The 24153-nt window shown below is 69.5% G+C and carries 20 protein-coding genes; 7 read left to right on the top strand and 13 right to left on the bottom strand.

Going from position 1 to position 24153, the window contains the following annotated elements; translation table 11 throughout:
• Positions 1–77 precede the first annotated feature (77 nt).
• On the top strand, positions 78–1676 hold the full coding sequence (locus OG741_RS28015; protein ID WP_405602450.1) for a purple acid phosphatase family protein: 1599 nt from the start codon (positions 78–80) through the stop codon (positions 1674–1676).
• Between the two features lie 27 nt (positions 1677–1703).
• Here the strand turns inward: OG741_RS28015 and OG741_RS28010 are convergent, their stop codons facing one another.
• From OG741_RS28010 to OG741_RS28000, 3 genes are all read right to left on the bottom strand, one after another.
• Positions 1704–1832 (bottom strand): hypothetical protein, encoded by a 129-nt coding sequence (locus OG741_RS28010; protein ID WP_266488649.1) that lies wholly within the window; start codon positions 1830–1832, stop codon positions 1704–1706.
• Positions 1833–2128: 296 nt separating this feature from the next.
• Complete coding sequence (locus tag OG741_RS28005) at positions 2129–3412, bottom strand: phosphatase PAP2 family protein (protein ID WP_405602448.1); 1284 nt, start codon at positions 3410–3412, stop codon at positions 2129–2131.
• A gap of 220 nt (positions 3413–3632) precedes the next feature.
• Positions 3633–4175: a GNAT family N-acetyltransferase gene (locus OG741_RS28000; RefSeq protein ID WP_405602447.1), complete on the bottom strand. Its 543-nt coding sequence runs from the start codon at positions 4173–4175 to the stop codon at positions 3633–3635.
• 105 nt (positions 4176–4280) lie between these two features.
• On the opposite strand from OG741_RS28000, the gene OG741_RS27995 reads away from it, so the two are divergent.
• Positions 4281–4736: an SRPBCC family protein gene (locus OG741_RS27995; RefSeq protein ID WP_405602445.1), complete on the top strand. Its 456-nt coding sequence runs from the start codon at positions 4281–4283 to the stop codon at positions 4734–4736.
• Positions 4733–5098 carry an ArsR/SmtB family transcription factor gene (locus OG741_RS27990; RefSeq protein ID WP_405602444.1) on the top strand — a complete coding sequence of 122 codons (366 nt, stop codon included), beginning with the start codon at positions 4733–4735 and terminating at the stop codon, positions 5096–5098. Before OG741_RS27995 ends, OG741_RS27990 begins: the two co-directional genes overlap by 4 nt.
• A 5-nt stretch (positions 5099–5103) precedes the next feature.
• On the opposite strand, the gene OG741_RS27985 is transcribed toward OG741_RS27990, so the two are convergent.
• From OG741_RS27985 to OG741_RS27975, 3 genes are all read right to left on the bottom strand, one after another.
• Positions 5104–5343, bottom strand: a complete 240-nt coding sequence (locus tag OG741_RS27985; RefSeq protein ID WP_405602443.1) for a hypothetical protein — start codon at positions 5341–5343, stop codon at positions 5104–5106.
• Between the two features lie 146 nt (positions 5344–5489).
• Positions 5490–7121, bottom strand: a complete 1632-nt coding sequence (pruA, locus tag OG741_RS27980; RefSeq protein WP_405602440.1) for an L-glutamate gamma-semialdehyde dehydrogenase — start codon at positions 7119–7121, stop codon at positions 5490–5492.
• Positions 7122–7156: 35 nt separating this feature from the next.
• A complete protein-coding gene (locus tag OG741_RS27975; protein ID WP_405602438.1) occupies positions 7157–8083 on the bottom strand; it encodes a proline dehydrogenase family protein in 927 nt (308 codons plus the stop codon).
• Positions 8084–8258: 175 nt separating this feature from the next.
• On the opposite strand from OG741_RS27975, the gene OG741_RS27970 reads away from it, so the two are divergent.
• Positions 8259–9497 carry a PucR family transcriptional regulator gene (locus OG741_RS27970; protein ID WP_405602437.1) on the top strand — a complete coding sequence of 413 codons (1239 nt, stop codon included), beginning with the start codon at positions 8259–8261 and terminating at the stop codon, positions 9495–9497.
• 5 nt (positions 9498–9502) lie between these two features.
• On the opposite strand, the gene OG741_RS27965 is transcribed toward OG741_RS27970, so the two are convergent.
• The gene (locus tag OG741_RS27965) at positions 9503–10075 is read right to left on the bottom strand and encodes a TetR/AcrR family transcriptional regulator (protein ID WP_405602435.1); all 573 of its coding nucleotides are present in this window, start codon (positions 10073–10075) and stop codon (positions 9503–9505) included.
• A gap of 96 nt (positions 10076–10171) precedes the next feature.
• Between OG741_RS27965 and OG741_RS27960 the strand changes: the two genes are divergently transcribed.
• On the top strand, positions 10172–11746 hold the full coding sequence (locus tag OG741_RS27960; RefSeq protein WP_405602432.1) for an MFS transporter: 1575 nt from the start codon (positions 10172–10174) through the stop codon (positions 11744–11746).
• A 55-nt stretch (positions 11747–11801) separates the two neighbouring features.
• Here OG741_RS27960 and serA read toward each other — a convergent pair whose 3' ends face one another.
• From serA to OG741_RS27930, 6 genes are all read right to left on the bottom strand, one after another.
• Positions 11802–13394 carry a phosphoglycerate dehydrogenase gene (gene serA / locus OG741_RS27955; protein ID WP_405602429.1) on the bottom strand — a complete coding sequence of 531 codons (1593 nt, stop codon included), beginning with the start codon at positions 13392–13394 and terminating at the stop codon, positions 11802–11804.
• A gap of 261 nt (positions 13395–13655) precedes the next feature.
• On the bottom strand, positions 13656–14657 hold the full coding sequence (ilvC, locus tag OG741_RS27950) for a ketol-acid reductoisomerase (protein ID WP_405602427.1): 1002 nt from the start codon (positions 14655–14657) through the stop codon (positions 13656–13658).
• A 74-nt stretch (positions 14658–14731) separates the two neighbouring features.
• Positions 14732–15256, bottom strand: coding sequence for an acetolactate synthase small subunit (ilvN, locus tag OG741_RS27945; RefSeq protein WP_142213490.1), 525 nt, complete (start codon positions 15254–15256; stop codon positions 14732–14734).
• 26 nt (positions 15257–15282) lie between these two features.
• Positions 15283–17169: an acetolactate synthase large subunit gene (locus tag OG741_RS27940; RefSeq protein WP_405602424.1), complete on the bottom strand. Its 1887-nt coding sequence runs from the start codon at positions 17167–17169 to the stop codon at positions 15283–15285.
• Positions 17170–17373: 204 nt separating this feature from the next.
• Positions 17374–20202, bottom strand: a complete 2829-nt coding sequence (locus OG741_RS27935; RefSeq protein ID WP_405602423.1) for a putative bifunctional diguanylate cyclase/phosphodiesterase — start codon at positions 20200–20202, stop codon at positions 17374–17376.
• A gap of 394 nt (positions 20203–20596) precedes the next feature.
• The gene (locus OG741_RS27930; protein ID WP_405602420.1) at positions 20597–21547 is read right to left on the bottom strand and encodes a 2-hydroxyacid dehydrogenase; all 951 of its coding nucleotides are present in this window, start codon (positions 21545–21547) and stop codon (positions 20597–20599) included.
• An 81-nt stretch (positions 21548–21628) separates the two neighbouring features.
• Between OG741_RS27930 and OG741_RS27925 the strand changes: the two genes are divergently transcribed.
• Together OG741_RS27925 and OG741_RS27920 are read left to right on the top strand one after the other, a co-directional pair.
• The gene (locus OG741_RS27925) at positions 21629–22627 is read left to right on the top strand and encodes an aldo/keto reductase (protein WP_405602417.1); all 999 of its coding nucleotides are present in this window, start codon (positions 21629–21631) and stop codon (positions 22625–22627) included.
• 352 nt (positions 22628–22979) lie between these two features.
• Entirely contained in the window at positions 22980–24128 is a 1149-nt protein-coding gene (locus OG741_RS27920) for a PQQ-dependent sugar dehydrogenase (protein WP_405602414.1), read from the top strand.
• Positions 24129–24153 lie beyond the last annotated feature (25 nt).

The following is a 24153-nucleotide window of genomic DNA, read 5'->3' as shown; positions in this document are numbered from 1 at the left end:
GATCAACCAGCTCCGGTTTGACTTTCGTTCATCCGGCGTCTGGCGGGGAGTCGTAAGTTACTGGCAAGTTTTCGGCCATGACTGAGGACACCCCCCACGTCGGGATTCCCGAGCAGCTGGCCGGCCGGATGAGCATGCCGGAGCAGCACGAGTATCTGCGCGCCCGGCACGCCCGCCCCAAGCTGTCCCGGCGCGGGGCGCTGGCCGGCGGGCTCGCGGCCGGCGTGGCGGGTGGCGCCGGACTGCTGCTGGGGCGCTCGTCCACCGCGAGCGCGGCGTCGCCCGAGCTCGCATCGGCCCCGGCGACCGCGCACGTGGACGGTTCGGTGGTCGCCCCGTTCGGTCGGCATCTCGCCTTCGGCGCCGACCCGAAGACCCAGATGCGGATCTCGTGGCAGGTGCCCTTCGCGGTGAAGAACCCGTATCTGCGGGTCGGTGTCACCCCGTGGGAGCTGAGCCGGAAGATCGAGGCCGAGGTGCGCGACCTGCACACGCCCTCGCTCGCCGGCAAGCTGCCCGCCGTCGATCAGTACTACCTGCATGTCGGCCTGGACGGGCTGAAGGCGGGGACGACGTACTACTACGGGATCGGGCACGACGGCTTCGACCCGACGACGCCCGAGCGGATGTCCACCATCGGGTCGTTCCGCACGGCTCCGGCATCCCCCGAGAAGTTCGTCTTCACGGCCTTCGGCGACCAGGGCGTGAGCTATCACGCGCTCGCCAACGACCAGTTGATCCTCGGTCAGAACCCGTCCTTCCATCTGCACGCGGGCGACATCTGCTACGCGGACAGCAGCGGGCACGGCAAGGAGTCGGACACCTACGACGCACGGGTGTGGGACCAGTTCCTGGCGCAGACCGACAGCGTGGCCTCGCGGGTGCCGTGGATGGTGACCACCGGCAACCACGACATGGAGGCCTGGTACTCGCCGAACGGCTACGGCGGCCAGTCGGCCCGCTGGTCGATGCCCGAGAACGGACCGGATCCGGCGAACGCGCCCGGCATCTACTCGTTCGTGTACGGGAACGTCGGCGTCGTGGCGCTGGACGCCAATGACGTCTCGTACGAGATACCCGCCAACAAGGGCTACACGGAAGGAAAGCAGACGGCCTGGCTCGACAAGCGCCTGGGCGAACTGCGGGCGCAGCCGGGGATCGACTTCGTGGTGGTCTTCTTCCACCACTGCATGTACTCGACGTCGACCCACGCCTCCGACGGCGGGGTGCGCGACGCCTGGCTGCCGCTGCTGACCAAGCACCAGGTCGATCTGGTGATCAACGGCCACAACCACGTCTACGAGCGGACGGACGCTATCAAGGGCGGCGAGGTCGGCAAGCCGGTGCCTGTCGGGGCGTCCACCGACCCGACGCGGGACGGCATCGTGTACGTCACGGCGGGCGGCGCCGGCAAGGAGCTCTACAGCTTCGGGCTCGGGGTCAAGGACAGCTACGAGGGCAATGTCCATGACCACGACACCATCCTGACCTTCCACTGGACCAAGCTGCGGCTGCCGGACCCGGACACGGTGGAGTGGTCGCGGGTGCGGTACACCGGCTTCTCCTTCCTCGCGGTGGAGGCGGAGTCCGGTACGGCGCCGGTGCTGAAGGTCTCCGCGCTCGCCGAGAGCGGCAAGCGCATCGACTACTTCGAGGTCAAGCGGTCCTCGAGCTGACGGCGTTTATGTGGACCGACGGCTCTTCTAGTGGCCGGTGGAGCCGCCGTTGTCCCTGCGGTCGAGGGCTCGCTGCAGGGCGGCGGCGGCATTCTTGCGGTCGGACTCGCTCGTACGGGAGGAACGGCGGACGCGGCGTGCGGTCTCAGCGGGCATGGTGATCGACTCCTTGGAATCACACTTTGATTCGAGGCGCCGGAAGGGGCGGGGAGCGGTGCCGCAGGGGTTGCCTGCTTGGGGGCACGTGCTCACGACCGCCATTCGCTGGATCGAGCGAGACGTTCGGCTTCTACAAAGCTAGGACAGGTACGCGCTTCTGTCTCCACAATTAGTCGGACTTCCTACTATCTGAGACGGCGATCACCTGAAGAGCGCTCTGAGCTCGCGGATCAGGGCTCTGACGGCGACACTTCTCGGCTTCGCCGACCGGTAATCCCGACCGGCGACATGCCTCAGACCAGTTCGGGCTGCGGTTCGCGTCGCTGTGCCGGCAGATGCGCCGACGCGGCCTTCCGTTCCCACAGCTTGGTGGTCCGTACGTAGCCGTAGACCACTGAGGTCATCGCCAGCATGAGCAGCGGCCCGAACACCCACGGATGTTCGGCCATCTCCGTCGACAGATAGCGATACGACGCCAAGAGCGCGGCGAAGACCGCGGCACCGTAGACGACCAGCTGGATTCCCGTCCGGTCCCAGCCGCGGTCTCGCGAGCGCAGCGCCGTCTCGATCGTGAGCGTGAACACCACACCGGCGATGATGTCCGCGCCGTAGTGGTAGCCGAAGCCCAGCGTTGCGCCGAGCGTGGCGATCAGCCAGAACGTGCCTGCGAATCGCAGCGCCCGCGGGCCCTTGCGGGAATGAATGAAGATCGCGGTAGCCCACGCCGTGTGCAGACTGGGCATGCAATTGCGCGGGGTGATCTCGTCGAAGGGCATCGGCTGTGGGGTACCGACAGGCGGCAGCGTGTCCGGCCACAGGTTGGCCACCGCCCAGTGCCCCCCGTCGGCACCGTAGGCGAAGATCGGTCCGACCACCGGGTAGATCATGTAGATGCCCGGCCCGAGCAGGCCGATGACCAGAAAGGTGCTCACCAGGTGATGGCCCGGGAAGCGGCGCTCGACCGCCACGTTGCGCAGCTGGTACACCGCGACGACGACCGCGCCCACCGCGAGCTGAACGTAGACCCAGTTGAGAACCCCGGCGCCGACCGTGCCGGTGGCCGCGACAATCCGGCCTACCAGCCACGACGGATTGCCCAACGCGTGATCGGCGGCTGCCACGTACTGGTCGAGCACCGCCGGGCGGGTCTTCGACGTGATCAGCAGCCAGGTGTAGCCGGTCTTGCGGCCGGCCACCAGCAGCAGGGCCAGTCCGACGCCTTTCAGCAGCAGAACGCGGTCCCGGCCGGTGCGGCGCGTGACGGCGATGACGGCACAGGCCAAAGTCACCCACAACGCGCCGTTGCCGTACATCATCTCGGCGTCGACGGCCCTCCGCACGAGCCAGAAGACGACATCAATGCCGATCGCGGCGCCGACTGCGATGAACCGCTGCCGCCAGGTGAGCACCACCATCATCAGCGCCATACTGACGTACAGCACCGTGCCCGATTTGGGGGCGAATATCACCTCTCGCGCCTGGTCGGTGATCGGCCCCCGCTCGCCGTACCGACGCGCGGCGATCTCCAGTGCAACGAGGAATCCCAGGCCCACCACAGTCACCGCGCCCCACAGCATGACGCGTGGTTGACGCCATGCAGCCAACCGAAGGCTGCCCTCTATTCGCTCTCGCGTTACCGCAGGTATCAATTTTCAGCCGATTTGTCATATTTGATGTGATCATTTTGTGAGCTCGAACATGCTAGCGGAGCGGGTGAGTTTCACAGATCCCGGGTACGCCGAATAACCGTCGGTGTGGACACCGCGGGACGCCGGGGCGATCTGAGCCGCTGTCGGGTCAGAGGACGTCGCCGTCGCGCCAGTCGAAGAGCAGCGCGGCGGACGGGTCGGGCAGCGGACGGGCGGCGGACGGCCACAGGTAGGTGGTGTCCTCCTCGTCCGGGAGGTGCACCACTCCGCTCGGGCCGAGCGCTTCGATCCGGCCCCGCCACAGCTGCCAGCCGCGCGCCCGGTACAGCTCGGCCCCGTCGTCGGAGGCGGAGAGCGCGCCGAAGTCGTACGCCCCGTCGATCACCCGCTCCAGCATGTCCATCACCAGGCCGCCGAGCCCGCGCCGCCGCCGGTCGGCGCGTACGGCCACGGCCTCGATGTATCCGATACGCAGTGAGCGGCCCCGGTGGATCACCCGGCGCTGGATCACGCTGCCGTGCGCGACGAGCTCCCCGTCCTCGTGCACCAGCGCATGGACGCCTCCCAGCCCGTGGTCCCAGTCGTCCTCGCTGAAGTTCCCGTGGAACGCGTCCGTCAACAGGGTGCGGATCTCGAGGAGTTCGGCGGCGCTGAGTTCGAAGGTGTGGGCGGTGCGCAGCGTCTCACTCATGCTCGGCATCCTCCCAGACCTCTAGTGCAACCGAGGGGTTGCACGAACGCCCCGGGACGTGCAACCCTTGAGTAGCACGTTACGGCCGAACAGGAGGCAGGGATCATGAGCAAGGACCGCATCGAACGAGAGATCACCATCGCCGCACCGGTGGAACGCGTGTGGGCCGTCCTCACGGAGCCCGAGCACGTCGGCTCGTGGTTCGGCCAGGGCAGGCCGACCCCGGTCGACCTGCGCCCGGGCGGGACCATGGAGCTCGACCACGGCGAGTACGGGCAGTTCCCGACCACGATCGTGAAGGTCGACCCGCCGCACCACCTCTCGTACCGCTGGGCGAGCGCCTTCCCCGGGGAGCAGGCCGTCGAGGGCAACTCCACGCTGGTGGAGTTCACCCTCACCCCGGACGGCGACGGCACCCATCTGCGCGTGGTGGAGACGGGCTTCGCCGCCCTGGCCATCCCCGAGGACAAGGCCGCCACCGCCGGATACGACAGCCACTCGACGGGCTGGACCGAGGTGGTCGGCAACCTCCAGAAGTACGCGGAGCAGCTCGCCGCATGACGACGGAATCGAGCCAGGACGCCGTGACGGAGGTCCTGTCGGCACTGGCCGACCCGACCCGCCGCCGGATACTCGACGCCCTCGCCGCGCACGGCGAGGCGACCGCCACGGTCCTGGCGACGGAACTGCCGGTCAGCCGGCAGGCCATCGTCAAGCATCTCGCGGTCCTCGCCCGGGCCGGCCTGGTGGCCGGACACCGGGAGGGCCGCGAGGCGCGCTATACGGTGCTGCCCGCGCGGCTGGGGGTCACGGCGCGGTGGATGGACCGTGTGGCCTCGGAGTGGGACGCCCGGCTTTCGGCGATCAAGCGCATCGCCGAAGCGGAGGCGGAGACGGAGACCGAGGCGGAGACCGAAGGCTGAGGCGCCTACGCCGCCACCTTCTGGCTGAGCTCCCGCGTGAGCCGGGCGATCCACTCGCCGAACTCCTGCCGGTGGTGCACCTGTCCCCCGCACAGGGCGCTGACCTGTGCGTCGGTGAGCCGGTTCGGCCCCTCCACGGTCAGCAGACCGCTCAGTTCGCGCAGTACGGCGACCAGCCGCACGGCATCGGTGTGCTCGACCGGATCGACCCCGTGCCCGGCCTTCAACGTCGTTGAACCTGGCATCACGCCCTCCTTCCGGCGCCCCTCCAAGCAGCGTAGACCCGTGCGACGTGCACCGCCCCCGGCCCGGCGTGGGGGCCGGGGCGGGGGCGGGGTTCAGGGATTCACGCGCTCAGGCGCTTGAGCGCTGAGGCGTTCTCGCCAGGGCGTCAGCCCATGTGCGGGTAGGAGTAGTCCGTCGGCGCGACCAGCGTCTCCTTGATCGCGCGGGTCAGCGTCCAGCGCATCAGGTTCTGCGGGGCGCCCGCCTTGTCGTTGGTGCCCGACGCACGGCCGCCGCCGAAGGGCTGCTGGCCGACCACCGCGCCGGTGGACTTGTCGTTGATGTAGAAGTTGCCCGCGGCGTACCGCAGCTTCTCCATCGTGTGGGCCGCCGCCGCACGGTCGTTGGCGATGACCGCGCCGGTCAGGGCGTACGCCGACACCGACTCCATCTGCTGCAGCATCGCGTCGTACTGGTCGTCCTCGTAGACGTGGATCGCGAGGAACGGGCCGAAGTACTCGGTCGTGAAGACCTCGTTGGCCGGGTCCGAGCACTCGACGACCGTCGGGCGGACGAAGTAGCCGACCGAGTCGTCGTACGTCCCGCCCGCGACGATCGTGCAGCTCGGGTCCGCCTTCGCGCGGTCGATCGCGGCCTTGTTCTTGGCGAAGGCCCGCTCGTCGATCACGGCGCCGATGAAGTTCGACAGGTCCGTGACATCACCCATCTTGATCCCGTCGACCTCGGCCGCGAACTCCTCCTTGAAGCCGGAGTTCCAGATCGAGGCGGGGACGTAGGCACGCGAGGACGCCGAGCACTTCTGGCCCTGGAACTCGAAGGAGCCACGGGTCAGCGCGGTCTTCAGCACGGCGCGGTCGGCGCTCGGATGGGCGACGACGAAGTCCTTGCCGCCCGTCTCACCGACGATGCGCGGGTAGGAGCGGTACTTCTCGATGTTGGTGCCGACCGTCTTCCACAGGTGCTGGAAGGTCTTGGTCGAGCCGGTGAAGTGGATACCGGCCAGGTCGGGGTGGTTCAGCGCCACCTCGGAGACGGCGATGCCGTCACCGGTCACCAGGTTGATGACGCCCTTGGGCAGGCCCGCCTCCTCCAGGAGCTGCATCAGCAGCACAGCGGCGTGCGTCTGCGTCGGGGACGGCTTCCACACCACGACATTGCCCATCAGGGCGGGCGCGGTGGGCAGGTTGCCGGCGATCGCGGTGAAGTTGAAGGGCGTGATCGCGTAGACGAAGCCTTCGAGCGGGCGGTGGTCCAGACGGTTCCACACACCCGGCGAGTTGGCCGGCGGCTGCTCGGCGAGCAGGTCGCGGGCGTACTTGACGTTGAAGCGCCAGAAGTCGACGAGCTCGCAGGGGGTGTCGATCTCGGCCTGCTGCACGGTCTTCGACTGGCCCAGCATGGTGGAGGCGGCGAGCGTCTCGCGCCACGGACCGGCCAGCAGCTCGGCCGCGCGCAGGATGATCGCGGCACGGTCGTCGAAGGACATCGCGCGCCAGGCCGGGGCGGCGGCGAGCGCGGCGTCGATCGCGTCCTGCGCGTCCTGCTGGGTGGCCCCGGCGAAGGTGCCGATGACCGCCTTGTGGTTGTGCGGCTGTACGACGTCGAAGCGCTCGCCGCCACCCATCCGCCTGACGCCGCCGATCGTCATCGGCAGCTCGATCGGGTTCTCGGACAGCTCCTTGAGCTTGGCCTCCAGACGGGCGCGCTCGGGGGAACCGGGGGCGTAGCCGTGCACCGGCTCGTTGACCGGGGCGGGGACCTGGGTCACAGCGTCCATGAGTTCCGTTACTCCTTTATGAGGGGTGGGAGGGCTCAGCCCTTGGTGATCATCGACCGGACGAAGAACAGCAGGTTGGCCGGCTTCTCGGCGAGACGGCGCATGAAGTAGCCGTACCAGTCGGTTCCGTACGCCGTGTAGACGCGCATCCGGTGGCCCTCCGCCGCGAGCCGGACGTGCTCGTCGCTGCGGATGCCGTACAGCATCTGGAATTCGTACTCGTCCAGTTTGCGCCCGGCGCGGCGGGCGAGCTCCTGGGTGACGGCGATGAGGCGCGGGTCGTGGGACCCGATCATCGGGTAACCCTCGCCCTCCATGAGGATCTTGAGGATGCGGACGTACGCCTTGTCGATCTCGGCCTTGCTCTGGTACGCGACGGTCGCGGGCTCCTTGTACGCGCCCTTCACAAGGCGGACGCGGCAACCGGCCTCGGCGAGCCGGCGGGCGTCGTCCTCGGTGCGGAAGAGGTACGCCTGGATCACACAGCCGGTCTGCGGATAGTCCTTCCGCAGTTCCTCGTGGATGGCGAACATCGAGTCGAGGGTGGTGTGGTCCTCGGCGTCCAGGGTGACCGTGGTGCCGATGGAGGCGGCGGCCTCGACGACCGGGCGGATGTTGGAGAGCGCCAGCTCGTGTCCGCCCTCCAGCGACTGGCCGAACATCGACAGCTTGACCGACATCTCGGCCTTCGCGCCCAGGCCGAGGACTTCGAGGTGCTCGATCAGTTCCATGTAGGCGTCGCGCGCGGCGTAGGCCTGCTCGCGGGTGGTGATGTCCTCGCCGACGACGTCCAGGGTGACCTCGAGGCCCTTGGCGACGGTCTCCCTGACGATCGGGATGACCTGCTCAACCGTTTCACCGGCGATGAACCGCGAGACGACCTGCTTGGTCCCCGGGGCGGCCGAGACGAAACGTCGCATCTTGTCGCTGCGTGACGCGGCGAGGATCACGGGACCCAGCACGGGGCACCTCCACGGAAACAGGGGCAGAAGGAGGCCGGAACCGAACGAATCGGGAACGGCACGAAGAACCACCGTGAAACCTAAGGATCGCTCCGATCCTCTGCCATCGACAGCTGTCACGCATCCGTGGTCCGGATCTCAGACATATGTCTGAAAGGGGTGCGAGAATGTGCGGATGAAAGGCGATTACCAAGACCTGGTCGACGAGATCTCGGCGCTGCTGGCCGTCCCCGCGACGCTGGAGAACCGCGACTTCGGGCTGATCGCCTTCGGCGCGCACGACAGCGACGACGACACCGCGATGGACCCCGTCAGGACCCGCTCGATCCTGACCCGCAAGTCCACACCGGCGGTCCGCGCCTGGTTCGAGGGCTTCGGCATCGCCCGCGCGACCGGCCCGGTCCGCATTCCGGCGGCCCCGGACGCGGGGGTCAACCGGGACCGGATCTGTCTTCCCGTACGCCACCGGGGCATCGTGCTCGGTTACGTATGGCTGCTCGACGCGACACCCGGCCCCACCGAGGCGCAGCTCGCCGCGGCGATGGAGGTCACGGCGAAGATCGGCACACTGCTCGCGGACGAGGAGCGGGCGGGGGCGGACTTGTCGCGGGAGCTGCGCGCGGTCCTGACGGCGGAGCGCGGCTGGCAGTACGACATGGCGGTGGCCGCGCTGCGCACGGCTCTCGGGGACGCGGGCGCGGACGGGCTGCACACGGTGGTGTGCGTGAGCCCGTGGGCGGCGGCCGACGCCCCTTCGGCCCGCTCCCTGCCGGGGACGGCGGCGCTGTGCACGGTGCGATGGGATACCGGCTCGCCGGGCGACGGCGCGGCTTCGGGTACGGGGGTGGACACTGCTGCGGTCGGCGGCCCGAAGGAGGCGCCCGACGGGGACGACGTCCCGGGCGCGTCCGCGCTCGCCGTGCTCGTACGTCTGCGGTCGGCCGACGCGCTCTCCCCCGTCCGCACCTCAGCGGACCGGCTGCGCGCCGACGCGGGCGCGGCCGGGGCGACCGCCGGGCTCGCGACCCCGCGCCGCGGGCTCGCCGACCTCAACACTGCCTGGCTGGAGGCGACTTCCGCGGCCCGCGCGGCACGGGCGCAGCCCGGGCTGGGCCCGGTCGCACAGTGGTCGGAGATCGGCCCGTTCCGCATGCTGACCGCGCTCCCCGCGGACCGCCCGCAGGACCCCGCCGTACGCAAACTGCTCGACCGGTCCCACACCGAACTGGCCCGCACCGCCGAGGTGTTCCTCGACCACTCGGGCCAGGCGGGCCGCACGGCGGCCGCGCTCGGTATCCACCGGCAGACGCTCTACTACCGGCTCTCCCGCGTCGAGCAGCTCACCGGGCTCGACCTGGGCGAGGGCGAGGACAGGCTGCTGCTGCACATGGCGCTCAAGGCGGCCCGCCTGTAAGGCACTCAGGGGGTGCCCAGGATCGCCTTGAGGCCCTCCGTCAGGTCCTTCGCCGACGGGGCCGTGTCCGGGTCGACCATCCACTGGATCATCACGCCCGTCAGCATCGCCTGACAGAAGAGCCCCACCGCCCGGGCCTTTTCCGGATCAGCCTCGGGATCCACTCCGAAGAAGCCCTCGGCCAGGCCCTCCCGGCCCTCCTTCTGCGGCTCCCTGATGGCATCGCGCAGCATCTCGTCGTCGTCCAGCCGCGAGACGACCTCGAGTTGGAGCTTCCATACCGCGCGGCTGGCCTCGTACGAGGCGATGACCTGTTCCCAGGTCTTCTCGAAGCGCTCGATGGGATCCGCCGGCAGCTCGGCCCCTTCCTTGTTCGCCGGTCCTACGGCGTCGCCCCAGTCCTCGGTGACGGCGAGGAAGGCCTGGTTGAGCAGCGCCTCCTTCGAGCCGTAGTGGTAACCGATCGAGGCCAGGTTGGTGCCGGAGGCGGCGACGATGTCCCGCGCGGTCGTCCGCGCGTAGCCCTTTTCCAGCAGGCAGCGCTTCGCGCCTTCGAGCAGATCCTCACGATGTCCCATGTCGGAAGCCTACCGCTATGACATACAAGCGTCCTAGACCAGCGTCTTATACATTCGTTCTAGACAAACGTTTATGACGCCCGTACATTGCTCCGCATGACGAACTCCACCGCGCTTCGCGCCGGACGCCGGGAATGGACCGCCTTCGTGGTCCTCCTGCTGCCCCTCCTCCTGGTCTCGATGGACGTCTCGGTCCTCTACTTCGCCATCCCGGCGATCAGCCGCGAACTGGATCCCAGCAGCACCCAGCAGCTGTGGATCTTCGACATCTACGCCTTCGCCCTCGCCGGGCTCCTGATCACCATGGGCTCGCTCGGCGACCGCATCGGCCGCCGCAGGCTCCTGCTGATCGGGGCCACGGCCTTCGGGACCGCGTCGGTCGGGGCGGCGTACGCGCAGAGCGCCGAAATGCTCATCGCCGCACGGGCGTTGCTCGGCATCGGCGGGGCCACCCTGATGCCCTCGACCATGGCCCTGGTCCGCAACATGTTCCACGACGACAAGCAGCGCGGTCGGGCCATCGGCATCTGGTCGGGTGCCATGGCCGGTGGGATCGCCCTCGGTTCGGTGATGAGCGGCGTCATGCTCGACCACTTCTGGTGGGGCTCGGTCTTCCTGATCAATGTGCCCGCGATGCTGCTTCTGCTGATCCTGGTCCCGGTGCTGGTGCCGGAGTTCAAGGACCCCGCCCCCGGCCGTTTCGACCTGCTGAGCGTGCCGCTGTCGATGGGAGCCGTCCTGCCGGTGGTGTACGGCCTGAAGGAGATCGCGGCCGAGGGCTTCAGCCTCGCGAAAGCCCTGTGCATCGCGGCCGGTATGGCCGTCGGCGCGCTCTTCGTACGCCGCCAGCGGAGCCGCACCGACGCGATGATCAGCCGGGAGCTGTTCCGGGACCGCGTCTTCGGCTCAGGGATAGCGCTCAACACCATCGCCGCCTTCGCGATGATGGGCTCGGCCTACTTCACCACCCAGTACCTGCAGTCCGTGCTCGGCATGGGCACCATGGAGGCCGCGCTCTGGAGCCTGGCCCCGTCGCTGGCCGTCGGTGCCGCGGCCCCGACCGCGGCGGCGGTCGGCCAGAAGACCGACCGGGCGTTTGTCATCGCCGCCGGATTCCTCATCGCCGCCGTCGGGTTCGCCCTGCTCACCCTCACCGGCACGGACTCGCTGTGGGTGCTGCTGGCCGGCGCGGCCGTCATCGGCTGCGGCATCGTCACCGTCATGGCGCTGATCTCGGACCTGGCGCTGGCCTCGGCCCCGGCGGAGAAGGCCGGTTCGGCCGCCTCCCTGCTGGAGACGGGCCAGGAGTTCGGCGGAGCCCTGGGCATGGCAGTGCTCGGCTCCATCGGTACGGCGGTCTACCGCGCGGACCTCACGGACTCGGCGCCCCAGGGTGTTCCGGCCGGGGCGCTGGCAACGGTCCGCGAGACACTCGGCGGCGCGACGGCGGTCGCCGGGCAGCTGCCGGGGAAGCTCGGTGATTCGGTCCTGGGCGCCGCGCGGGAGGCGTTCACGCACGGGATGCAGCTGGCGTCGCTGGGCGCGGGGGTGCTGCTGGTGGGGGCGGCGGTGCTGGCGGGGGTGCTGTTGCGGGGTGTAACTGGGGCTCCGCCCCAGACCCCGAATGCGACCTTCGGCCGCATGTCCTCAAACGCCGGACGGGTTGAATAACTCAGCCCCGCCGGCGATTGAGGCGCGGGGGTCCGGGGGCAGCGCCCCCGGCCCATCAGTCCGTCAGGTTCACCGATCGTGCCGACGCCGCGCCGATCTCGTCCGCGATCTCCGCCAGCACCGCCGGCGGCACCGTGTCGTCGACCGTGAGCACGACGACCGCCTCGCCGCCCTCCTCCGCCCGCGAGACCTGCATGCCCGCGATGTTCAGCCCGGCCTCGCCGAGGATCCGGCCGACCGTGCCGACGACACCGGGACGGTCCATGTACCGCAGGACGACCATGTGGTCGGCGAGCGCCAGGTCGATGTCGTAGTCACCGATGGCGACGATCTTCTGGAGGTGCTTGGGACCGGCCAGCGTGCCGGAAACCGCGACCTCCTCGCCGCCCGAGAGCGTGCCGCGGACGGTGACGACGTTGCGGTGGTCCGGGGACTCCGAGCTCGTCGTCAGCCGGACCTCGACACCGCGCTCCTGCGCGAACAGCGGGGCGTTGACATACGAGACCGTCTCGTCGACGACATCCTCGAACACGCCCTTGAGCGCGGACAGTTCGAGCACCTTCACGTCGTGCTGGGTGATCTCTCCGTACACCTCGACGTCGAGACGGACCGCGACCTCGCCCGCCAGCGCGGTGAAGATCCGGCCGAGCTTCTCGGCGAGCGGCAGACCCGGGCGCACGTCCTCGGCGATCACGCCGCCCTGGACGTTCACCGCGTCCGGCACGAGCTCACCGGCGAGCGCGAGACGCACCGAGCGGGCGACGGAGATGCCCGCCTTCTCCTGCGCCTCGTCGGTGGACGCGCCGAGGTGCGGGGTGCAGACGACCTGGTCGAGCTCGAAGAGCGGGGAGTCGGTGCACGGCTCCTTCGCGTACACGTCCAGGCCCGCTCCGGCGACCCGGCCCTCCTTGAGCGCCGAGTACAGCGCCTCCTCGTTGACGATCCCGCCGCGCGCGGCGTTGACGATCCGGACAGCCGGCTTGACCTTGTGCAGCGCCTCGTGGCCGATCAGCCCGAGGGTCTCGGGGGTCTTGGGCAGGTGGACGGTGATGAAGTCGGAGACCTCGAGCAGCTCGTCGAGCGTCAGCAGCTTGACGCCCATCTGCGCGGCGCGCGCGGGCTGTACGTAGGGGTCGTACGCGACGATCTTCATGCCGAAGGCGGACATCCGCTGGGCGACCAGCACGCCGATGCGGCCGAGGCCGACCACGCCGAGGGTCTTCTCGCTCAGCTCGACACCGGTGTACTTGGAGCGCTTCCACTCGCCGTTCTTCAGGGCGGTGTTGGCCTGCGGGATATTGCGCGCGGTGGCGACCAGCAGACCGCAGGCGAGCTCGGCGGCGGTGACGATGTTCGACGTGGGGGCGTTGACGACCATCACGCCGGCCTTGGTGGCGACGGAGACGTCGACATTGTCCAGTCCGACGCCCGCGCGGGCGACGACGCGCAGCTTCTTCGCGGCGGCGATGGCCTCGGCGTCGACCTTGGTGGCGCTGCGGACGAGGATCGCGTCGACATCGGCGATGGCGGGGAGCAGCTCGGCGCGGTCGGCGCCGTTGCAGTGCCGGATCTCGAAGTCCGGGCCCAGCGCGTCGACGGTGGCGGGCGACAGCTCTTCAGCGATGAGTACGACAGGTTTCGAGCTCACGTGAGTCCTCACAAATCCAGTGCGGACGGCCGTCCCGACGGCCGCAGGCGGTGGAGGGGGCTAGCCGCGTGGAAGACGCACGACACTGTGGGCCTGACGCGTATGTGTTTCAGAAGTGTAGTGGTGTCAGGGGGTACGTCCTGCGCCTCGAAGGCAGGATCACCCGTCCGTGGCTGGACAGGGTGGAGAAGCACCCGATCGCGGCGGAGCACGGTGGCGGGGGGCCGGCACACTCTGGTCCCGGCCCCCCGGCCCACGGGCTTACGCCTCTTCGTTGTCGACCCAGCTCATGAGCTTGCGAAGCTCCTTGCCGGTGGTCTCCAGCAGGTGGTTCTCGTCCTGCGTCTTGTACTCGTTGTACTTCTTCAGACCGCCGTGGTACTCGTCCATCCAGTTCTGGGCGAAGGTGCCGTCCTGGATCTCGGTGAGGACCTTCTTCATCTCGGCCTTGGTCTGGTCCGTGATGATGCGGGGGCCGGTGACGTAGTCGCCCCACTCGGCGGTCTCGGAGACCGACCAGCGCATCTTCTCCAGGCCGCCCTCGTACATCAGGTCCACGATCAGCTTCAGCTCGTGGAGGCACTCGAAGTACGCGATCTCCGGCTGGTAGCCGGCCTCGACCAGGGTCTCGAAGCCCGCCTTGACCAGCGCGGACGTGCCACCGCAGAGGACGGCCTGCTCACCGAACAGGTCGGTCTCGGTCTCCTCGGTGAAGGTGGTCTTGATGACGCCGGCGCGGGTGCCGCCGATGGCCTTGGCGTACGAGAGCGCCAGGGCGAACGCGTTGCCGGAGGCGTCCTGCTCGACGGCGGCGATCGCGGGGACGCCGCGGCCCTCCTCGTACTGGCGGCGGACCAGGTGGCCCGGGCCCTTGGGGGCGACGAGGGCGACGTCCACACCGGCCGGGACCTTGATGAAGCCGAAGCGCACGTTGAAGCCGTGGGCGAAGAACAGCGCGTCGCCGTCCTTCAGGTTGTCCTTGATGGACTCCTCGTACACCTGGGCCTGGATCGGGTCCGGGATGAGGATCATGATGACGTCGGCCTCGGCCGCCGCCTCGGCGGGCGTCACCACGCGCAGGCCCTGCTCCTCGGCCTTGGCCTTGGACTTGGAGCCCTCGTGCAGACCGACACGAACGTCGACACCCGAGTCACGCAGCGACAGCGCGTGGGCGTGGCCCTGGCTGCCGTAGCCGATGACCGCGACCTTGCGGTTCTGGATGATGGACAGGTCGGCATCGTCGTCGTAGAACAGCTCGGCCACTGGGATATCTCCTTGGTGTGCAGTGTTGCGTCCCACCGTACGGCGGGAGGGGGTGAGGACGGTGAGGGGTCTCGCTAGGCGGAACGGTCGAGGGCCCGCAGGGACCGGTCCGTGATGGAGCGGGCGCCGCGCCCTATGGCGATCGTGCCGGACTGGACGAGCTCCTTGATGCCGAACTGCTCCAGCATCTTGAGCATGGCGTCCAGCTTGTCGGCACCGCCGGTGGCCTCGATCGTGACCGCCTCGGGAGAGACGTCCACAGTCTTGGCGCGGAACAGCTGGACGATCTCGACGATCTGCGAGCGGGTCTCGTTGTCGGCGCGGACCTTCACCAGAACGAGTTCGCGCTGGATCGCACCGGCGGGCTCGAGTTCGACGATCTTCAGAACGTTGACGAGCTTGTTGAGCTGCTTGGTCACCTGCTCCAGCGGCAAGTCCTCGACATTGACCACGATCGTGATGCGGGAGATGTCGGGATGCTCGGTGACGCCGACAGCGAGCGAGTCGATGTTGAACCCGCGGCGCGAGAACAGCGCGGCGATCCGGGCGAGGATGCCTGGCGTGTTCTCGACCAGGACGGAGAGCGTGTGCTTGGACATGGTCGTCGTTCCTCTTCCTACGGCTCTCAGTCGTCTTCGTTGTCGCCGAAGTCGGGGCGGACGCCGCGCGCCGCCATGACCTCGTCGTTGGAGGTGCCCGCGGCGACCATCGGCCAGACCTGCGCGTCCTCGTGGACGATGAAGTCGATCACGACGGGGCGGTCGTTGATCGCATTGGCCTCGGCGATGACCTTGTCCAGGTCGTCCGGGGACTCGCAGCGGATCGCGTGGCAGCCCATGGCCTCGGACAGCTTGACGAAGTCCGGGACGCGGGTGCCCTTGCGTGCCGTGGTGCTCGCGCCGACCTGGGAGCCCGCCACATGGTGGCCCGTGTCGTCGGCGTGCAGGACGGTGCTGGAGTAGCGCTGGTTGTAGAACAGCGTCTGCCACTGGCGGACCATCCCCAGCGCGCCGTTGTTGATGATCGCGACCTTGATCGGGATGTTGTTCAGGGCGCAGGTGGTGAGCTCCTGGTTGGTCATCTGGAAGCAGCCGTCGCCGTCGATCGCCCAGACCGTGCGCTCCGGCCTTCCCGCCTTGGCGCCCATCGCGGCCGGAACCGCGTATCCCATCGTCCCCGCGCCGCCGGAGTTCAGCCAGGTGGCGGGCTTCTCGTACTGGATGAAGTGCGCGGCCCACATCTGGTGCTGGCCGACGCCCGCGGCGTAGATGGTGCCCTCGGGGGCCAGTTCGCCGATGCGCTGGATGACCTGCTGCGGCGAGAGACTGCCGTCGTCCGGCTGGTCGTAGCCGAGCGGGTAGGTCTCGCGCCAGCGGCTGAGGTCCTTCCACCAGGCGCTGTAGTCGCCGGTGTGGCCGTCGCTGTGCTCGGCCTGGACGGCCTGGACCAGATCGGCGATGACCTCGCGGGCGTCCCCGACGATCGGGACGTCGGCGGTGCGGTTCTTGCCGATCTCGGCCGGGTCGATGTCGGCATGGACGATCTTCGCGTACGGGGCGAAGCTGTCCAGCTTTCCGGTGACGCGGTCGTCGAAACGGGCTCCGAGGGCGACGATCAGGTCGGCCTTCTGCAGCGCGGTGACGGCGGTGACCGCACCGTGCATGCCCGGCATTCCCACGTGCAGCGGGTGGCTGTCGGGGAACGCGCCCAGCGCCATCAGGGTGGTGGTGACGGGGGCTCCGGTGAGCTCGGCGAGAACCTTCAGCTCGGTGGCGGCGCCGGCCTTGAGGACGCCGCCGCCGACGTACAGGACGGGGCGCTTGGCCTGGACGATCAGCTTGGCGGCCTCGCGGATCTGCTTGGCGTGCGGCTTGGTCACGGGCCGGTAGCCGGGCAGGTCGGTCTGCGGCGGCCAGCTGAAGACCGTCTGTGCCTGCAGCGCGTCCTTGGCGATGTCGACCAGGACCGGGCCAGGGCGTCCCGTCGAGGCGATGTGGAAGGCCTCGGCGATGGTGCGCGGGATGTCGTCGGCCTTGGTGACCAGGAAGTTGTGCTTGGTGATCGGCATCGTGATGCCGCAGATGTCCGCCTCCTGGAAGGCGTCCGTGCCGATCGCCTTGGAGGCCACCTGGCCGGTGATCGCGACCAGCGGCACGGAGTCCATGTGGGCGTCGGCGATCGGGGTGACCAGGTTGGTGGCGCCGGGGCCCGAGGTGGCCATGCAGACGCCGACCTTGCCGGTGGCCTGCGCGTAGCCGGTGGCCGCGTGGCCGGCGCCCTGCTCGTGGCGGACCAGGACGTGACGGACCTTGGTGGAGTCCATCATCGGGTCGTACGCGGGGAGGATGGCGCCGCCGGGGATGCCGAACACCGTGTCGGCCCCCACTTCCTCGAGAGAACGGATGAGGGACTGCGCGCCCGTGACGTGCTCAACTGCGGCGGACAACTGTCCGCCGGAACGGGCCCGCGGCTGCGGATGGTGGGCCCCGGTGGCCTGCTCGGTCATCGGCATTCTCTTCTCGAAGCTGAGGGTTTTTGCGAGGGTTTGGGGTGTTCCAGTGCAACAAAAAACCCCTCGTGCCATGTGGCAAGCGAGGGGAGCGCGTCGGGAGGGGTCTGCAGGGTTTTCATGAGGCCCTGCTCAGCCGACGCGCTTTCCAAGTACGAGAATTCGGGTGCGCATGGCACTGACCCTCTCCCCGGCGCACTGTCAGTGTCAAGTGGGTGGGACGCGCGTCTCACTATTTGAGCCATTGCGGGCAGGGAACGCGCCACCCGTCAGCGCGGGCAGGGCGATTCCCCCGGGCACCGGGAACTCGCCGCGCACCAGGGCGCGGCGCAGCCGGTACTCGTCCAGTGCTCCGGAGAATGCCATGCCCTGGCCGTGCGTACACCCCATGGCGCGCAGGGCGAGCACCTGCTCCGGCACATCGACGCCGTCCGCCACGGACTGCATGCCGAGATCGCAGGCGATCCGCAGCAGCCCCGCGGTGATCTTGTGCAGCCGCGCGGACTCGACGACACCCTCCACCAGACCCCTGTCCAGTTTCAGTACGTCCACGGGGAGCCTGCGCAGTGCGTTGATCGCGGCGTAGCCGCTGCCGATGCCGTCCAGCGCGATCCGTACGCCGAGTCGGCGCAGCGCGACCAGGCGCTGCTCCAGATCGTCGAAGGAGATCCGCGGATCGCTGTCGGCGAGCTCGATGATCAGGGCGCCCGACGGCAGCCCGTGCCGGGTGAGCAGGGCCTCGATGGAGCCGAGCGGCAGTGACTTGTCCAGCAGCCGTGGTGCCGAGAGCCGGACGGACACGGGCACCCGGTGGCCCAGCCTGCCGCGCTCGGCGGCCTGCTCCACGGCCTCCTCGAGCAGCCAGCGGCCGAGCTCGGCGGTGCGGATGCCCTCCTGGGCCTCCGCGGCGGCGTCCGCGACCCGCAGGAACTCGGCGGGCGTGAACAGGATCCCCTGGGCCGAGCGCCAGCGCGCCTGGGCGGCCACGGCGGCGACCCGCCCGGTGGCGAGGCTCACCACGGGCTGGTGCAGCAGCGCGAACTCGCCCTCGTGCAGGGCGCTGCGCAGCCGGGCGGCCAGCTCGCTGCGCCGTACCACCTCGGCCTGCATCTGCGGTGCGTACAGCTCGACGCGGTCCTTGCCCGCCGCCTTGGCGCGGTACATGGCGAGGTCGGCGTTGCGCATCAGGTCGGTGGGTGTGATGCCCGGCTCGGCGAAGGCCACCCCGATGGAGGCGGCCACCCGCACTTCGCTGCCGTCGATTCGGTACGGCTGGGAGAGGGTCAGGCGCAGCCGGTCGGCGATCTCCCGCACCTGGTACTCACGGGCCGAGGCGTCGCGGGAGCCGTCGCCGACGATGAGGGCCGCGAACTCGTCGCCGCCGAGCCGGGCGGCGGTGTCCCCGGTACGTACCGAATCCTGGAGGCGGCGGGCCGCCTGGATCAGCAGCTCGTCGCCCGCCTGGTGGCCCAGGCGGTCGTTGACCCCCTTGAAGCCGTCGAGGTCGATGAAGAGCACGGCGGTGCCCGAGTCGCCCGCGCGGCGGCCGGTGAGCGCCTGGCGGACGCGCTCGGTGAACAGCGCGCGGTTGGGCAGGTCGGTGAGCGGGTCGTGCTCGGCGTTGTGCTGCAACTGCGCCTGGAGACGGACCCGTTCGGTGACGTCCCGGCTGTTGAAGATCAGGCCGCCCTGGTGGCGGTTGACCGTGGACTCCACATTGAGCCAGTCGCCGGTGCCGGACCTGAAGCGGCACTCGATCCGGGTGGTGGGCTCCTGGGCGGGAGGAGCGGCCAGAAACCGGCGTACTTCGCGGACCACCCGGCCGAGATCCTCCGGGTGGATGAGACAGGCCAGCTCGGAGCCGATGAGCTCCTCCGCCTCTCGGCCGTAGACACCGGCGGCGGCCGGGCTGACGTAGCGCAGAATCCCGGTGGGAGCGGCGATCATGATGACATCGCTCGATCCCTGCACCAGCGAGCGGAAGTGGTTCTCCTTCTGCGCCAGTTCATGGGTCAGGGCGATGTTGTCGAGGAGCATGATGCCCTGGCGGACGACGAGTGCGAGGACGACGGTGCAGCCGGTGAGGACGACGACCCGGTCCACACGGCGGCCCTCGATGACGTTGTAGAGGATCCCGAGGGTGCACACGGCGGCCGCGAGATACGGCGTGAGGGCGGCCAGCGAGCCCGCGACGGGGCGGCTGGGGTGGCGCGGGCCGCGCGGCGGGCGCGTCGCCTCGACCGGACGGTGGGCGCCCCAGGGGGCGTACGCCAGCAGCAGCGAACCGGCGAACCACCCGGCGTCGAGGAGCTGGCCCGAGCGGTAGCTGTCCTGCAGCAGCTGCGAGGTGAACAGCGCGTCGCACAGGACGGTCAGGGCGAGCGCGGCGATGGCGGTGTTCACCGCGGCGCGGTTGGCGGCCGGGCGCCGGAAGTGCAGCGCGAGGACCATGCTGACCAGCACGATGTCGAGCAGCGGATAGGCGAGCGCGAGGGCGGCAGGGGCCACGCTCTCGCCCTGCACATGCGCGGTGTGGGCGAGCGCGAGACTCCACGACAGGGTGAGCAGCGAGCCGCCGATCAGCCAGGCGTCCAGCGCGAGACAGACCCAGCCGGCTCTGGTGACCGGTCGCTTGGCGAGAACGAGGAGGCCGACGATGGCCGGCGGTGCGAAGCAGAGGAAGAACAGATCGGCGATGGAGGGGCTCGGTACCTCCTGGTGCAGCACGACCTCGTACCACCCCCAGACGGCGTTGCCGCCGGAGGCCATCGCCGAGGAGAGCGCGAACAGCAGCCAGGCGGGCCGAAACCGGCCCTTCCCCGGGCGGGCGTAGAGAAGGCAGGAGACGGCGGCGATCAGGGCCGCGGCGCTCAGCCCGAAGTCGCCCATGATCAGAGCGACTTCGGGCGAGCCCCAGCCGAAGGCGGCGCCCACGCCGTACCCGGCGCAGACCCCGGCGAGGAGGAGCCGGGGCAGCAGTCCCGTGCCGCCGCCGGGAACCGTCTGTGGCTCCAGGAGCGCACTCGGGGCGCTCACCGGGCTGCCCCGGGGAGCACCGCCGTCTGCCTGACCGTCGCCGGTTCGGCCTGCGCCCGCCCGACCGCCGGCGGTGGGACCGTCGCCGGTTCGACCGGCGCCGTATCGGGTCTGTCCTCAGGAGCGTGCGGGGGTCGCCGTCGGCAATCCTGCCGCGTCGGATCGTCTCTCCAGTGGCCGTGCATCACCCGTCGCCCCCCTCGAAGTCTGATCGGCACTCAGGTCGCGTTGCAGCACCGCCCCTTGCTTGCTGCAGCCCCCAGGTCGGGACGATACACCAGGATGGTCACTCAGGGACATAGGTCCTCTACTCTCCGTGACGATCAGCGTCATGAACGGCACGCGGCGCATTCGAGTGACTTCACAGAGTGCCCGAAGAGGACGGCTCAGGCAGCTATTCGGTCGTGAACACCACGTTGCGAACCGGCTCGCCCGCGGCGAATCGCGTGAGTTGTCCGGCGAGCAGCCGCTTGGCGCGCGGCATGAACGCCGAGGTGGAGCCGCCCACATGGGGGCTGATGAGCACACCAGGGGCGTGCCACAGGGGGTGCCCCGCGGGCAGCGGCTCCGGGTCGGTGACATCCAGCGCGGCGGTGAGGCGTCCGCGCTCCACCTCGGCGAGCAGCGCCTTGGTGTCGACAACCGGGCCGCGCGCGACGTTGACCAGCAGCGCACCGTCCTTCATCCGGCCCAGGAAACCGGCGTTCGCGAGGCCCTTCGTCTGCTCGGTGAGCGGGGTGGAAAGGATCACAATGTCTGCTTCGGGCAGCAAAGCGGGCAGATCGGCGAGTGCGCGCACTTCGCCGCGCTCCGTAGTGCGGGCAGAGCGCGCGACGCGCGCCACCCGCGCGCACTCGAACGGCGCGAGCCGGTCCTCGATCGCGGCACCGATCGACCCGTAGCCGACGATGAGCACCGACTTGTCGGCGAGCGCCGGATAGAAGCCCGCGCGCCACTCCTCCTTGTCCTGGCCGCGCACGAAACCGGGGATGCCACGCAGGGAGGCAAGGATCAGGGCGAGAGTGAGCTCGGCCGTCGAGGCTTCATGGACGCCCTTGGCATTGCACAGGCGTACGCCGGAGGGAAGCGAGCCCAATCCCGGCTCCACATGGTCTATCCCGGCGGAGAGGGTCTGGACGACGCGTACGGATGTCATCGCGAGCAGCGGACGGACCGCGATCTCCATGCCCTTCATGTACGGGACGGCGTAGAAGGCACAGTCGGCGGGGTCGGCGGGAAAGTCCGGACCGCCGTCCCAGAACCGGTAGCTGAGGCCCGAGTCCGAGGGGTCGGGAAGTCCCTCGATCTCGTCGGCCGGAATCGGGAGCCACACGTCTGCAGTCATGGTCAGGAGGCTATGCGAAGGACCGCGCTCCGCATTGGTTAGTTTGGTCGGCCGGACGGGCCTGAGGAGGGGTACGGGCAGGTGGAGCGCAGGACAATCGGTGCGGCGGCGCTCGAAGTGGGCGCGATCGGGCTCGGCTGTATGCCGATGAGCTGGGCGTACACCGGCTCGCAACAGCGCGGGGACCGCTCGCTGCGTACGGTGCACGCCGCGCTCGACGCCGGCGCCAGTCTGCTGGACACGGCCGACATGTACGGGCCTTTCACCAATGAGCTGCTGATCGGCCGCGTGCTCAAGGAGCGGCGCCGGGACGCGTTCGTGTCGACGAAGGTCGGGCTGCTCGTCGGGGATCAGCATGTGGTCGCCAACGGGCGGCCGGGATATGTGAGGCGGGCCTGTGACGCCTCGCTGCGGCGGCTCCAGACGGATGTGATCGACCTCTATCAGCTCCACCGGGCGGATCCGGAGATTCCGGTCGAGGACACCTGGGGCGCGATGGCGGAGCTGGTGAGCGCGGGGAAGGTACGGGCGCTGGGCCTGTGCGCCGTGGGGGCGCGCGCCTCGCGGCGCGGCCGGGCGGACCTGTACGACGGAACGATCCGGCAGCTGGAGCGGGTGCAACAGGTGTTCCCGGTGAGCGCGGTACAGGCGGAGCTCTCGGTGTGGTCGCCCGAGGCGCTGGATCGGCTGCTGCCGTGGTGCGAGGCGCGGGGGGTGGGCTTTGTGGCGGCGATGCCGCTGGGCAACGGCTTCCTGACCGGGACGCTCACTCCCGGCCATGGCTTCGAGCCGGACGACGTGCGGGCGCGGCACCCGCGGTTCACGGCCGAGATGATGGCGGCGAACCAGCCGGTCGTGGCGGGCCTGCGGCGGATCGCGGAGCGGCACGGCGGGGGCACGACTCCGGCACGGGTGGCGCTGGCGTGGGTGCTGGCGCAGGGGCGGCATGTGGTGGCGGTGCCGGGGGCGAAACGGGAGGAGTGGGCCGTGGAGAACGCGGGTGCGGCGGGGCTGGAGCTCACCGGGCGGGATGTGGCTGAGATGGCGGGACTGCCGCGGGCCAGGGGATCCTGGGACTAGGGCCTGTCGTTTGGATCAGGCCGGATCAGTGAGCGGCCCGCCGCGGAGCGGCTGATGTCACTGTGGTGCGTGCGATCGCAGGCCGGAGGATGGGGGTCCCCCCGCCGAAGGCAGGGGGAGAGCCGACGCGGAGCGTCGGCGACTGACGCAACGCAGCATGGGGGCACCTCCCGTGCCCGAAGGGCTACGGGGGAGTGCGTGCCAGGGCACGCGAACCCGGCAAGATCCGAACGACAGCCCCTAACGACGCAATGTTCCGGTGATCGGGAACCTATGAGGCGGCTGCGGTGTAAGAACAGTAGTCAGGCAGTCGACAGCCGTCGAAGGGATCAGACCTGTGCAACGTCCTGCTGTGACGGCCGTGTTGGCCGCTGCCGTGCTTCTGCTCGCGGCGGGGTGCTCGTCCGGTGACGACAAGACACCGGCGGGCCGGACGGGGGCGGCATCAGCACCGGCCGCCCCCTCGTCCGGCTCGGGGAGCTCCCCGAGCCCCACGGGCCCGCCCGCGAAGGGCTCGGTGAAGGTGGTTTCCACACTGACCCAGGGCCTGAAGTCTCCATGGGGCGTTGCCCCGCTGGCCGACGGCGATCTGCTGGTCGCCTCTCGCGACGAGGGGACGATCACTCGGGTCGACGCACAGAGCGGCAAACAGACTCAGATCGGCTCTGTGCCGGGAGTCTCGCCGGGCGGTGAGGGCGGGCTGCTGGGCCTGGCCGTCTCCCCGTCGTTCGCCTCGGACCACCAGGTGTACGCGTACTTCACCACCGAGTCGGACAACCGCATCGCGCGCATGCTGTACGACGAACAGAAACCGGCCGGTCAGCAACTGGGCGCGCCGGACACGATCTTGAGGGGCATCCCCAAGGGCAGCATCCACAACGGCGGGCGGATCGCCTTCGGCCCGGACAAGATGCTCTACGCGGGCACGGGCGAGACGGGTGACATGTCGCTCGCCCAGGACAGGAAGTCGCTGGGCGGCAAGATCCTGCGGATGACCCCGGACGGCCGGCCCGTCCACGGCAATCCCGAGGCCGACTCCATCGTCTACTCCTGGGGCCACCGCAATGTGCAGGGACTCGCCTGGGACTCCGACAAGCGGCTGTGGGCGGCGGAGTTCGGCCAGAACACCTGGGACGAGCTCAATCTGATCGAGCCGGGAAAGAACTACGGCTGGCCGGAGGTGGAGGGCAAGGGCAGCAAGCCCGGCTTCGTGGACCCCGTGGCCCAGTGGCGGACGGCGGACGCGTCGCCGAGCGGCATCGCGTACGCCGAAGGCTCGATCTGGATGGCCTCGCTGAGGGGCGAGCGGCTCTGGCGCATCCCGCTGGCGGGCGCGAAGCCTTCGGCGCAGCCCCAGTCGTTCCTTCAGGGGAAGTACGGCCGACTGCGCACGGTCGTCTCGGTGGGTGGCGCGAAGCTCTGGCTCGTGACGAGCGAGACCGACAACCGGGGCACACCCGAGCCGGGCGACGACAAGATCCTCCAGCTGGAGGTGAAGTAGGGGACTCTCAGCCCGTCCGGCGTTT

Origin of the sequence: Streptomyces sp. NBC_01410 (assembly GCF_045040195.1) — a bacterium.
In the GTDB taxonomy this organism is placed as follows: domain Bacteria; phylum Actinomycetota; class Actinomycetes; order Streptomycetales; family Streptomycetaceae; genus Streptomyces.
Note: the sequence above shows the minus strand (reverse complement) of the source record. Positions and strands in the feature narration are given on the sequence as shown.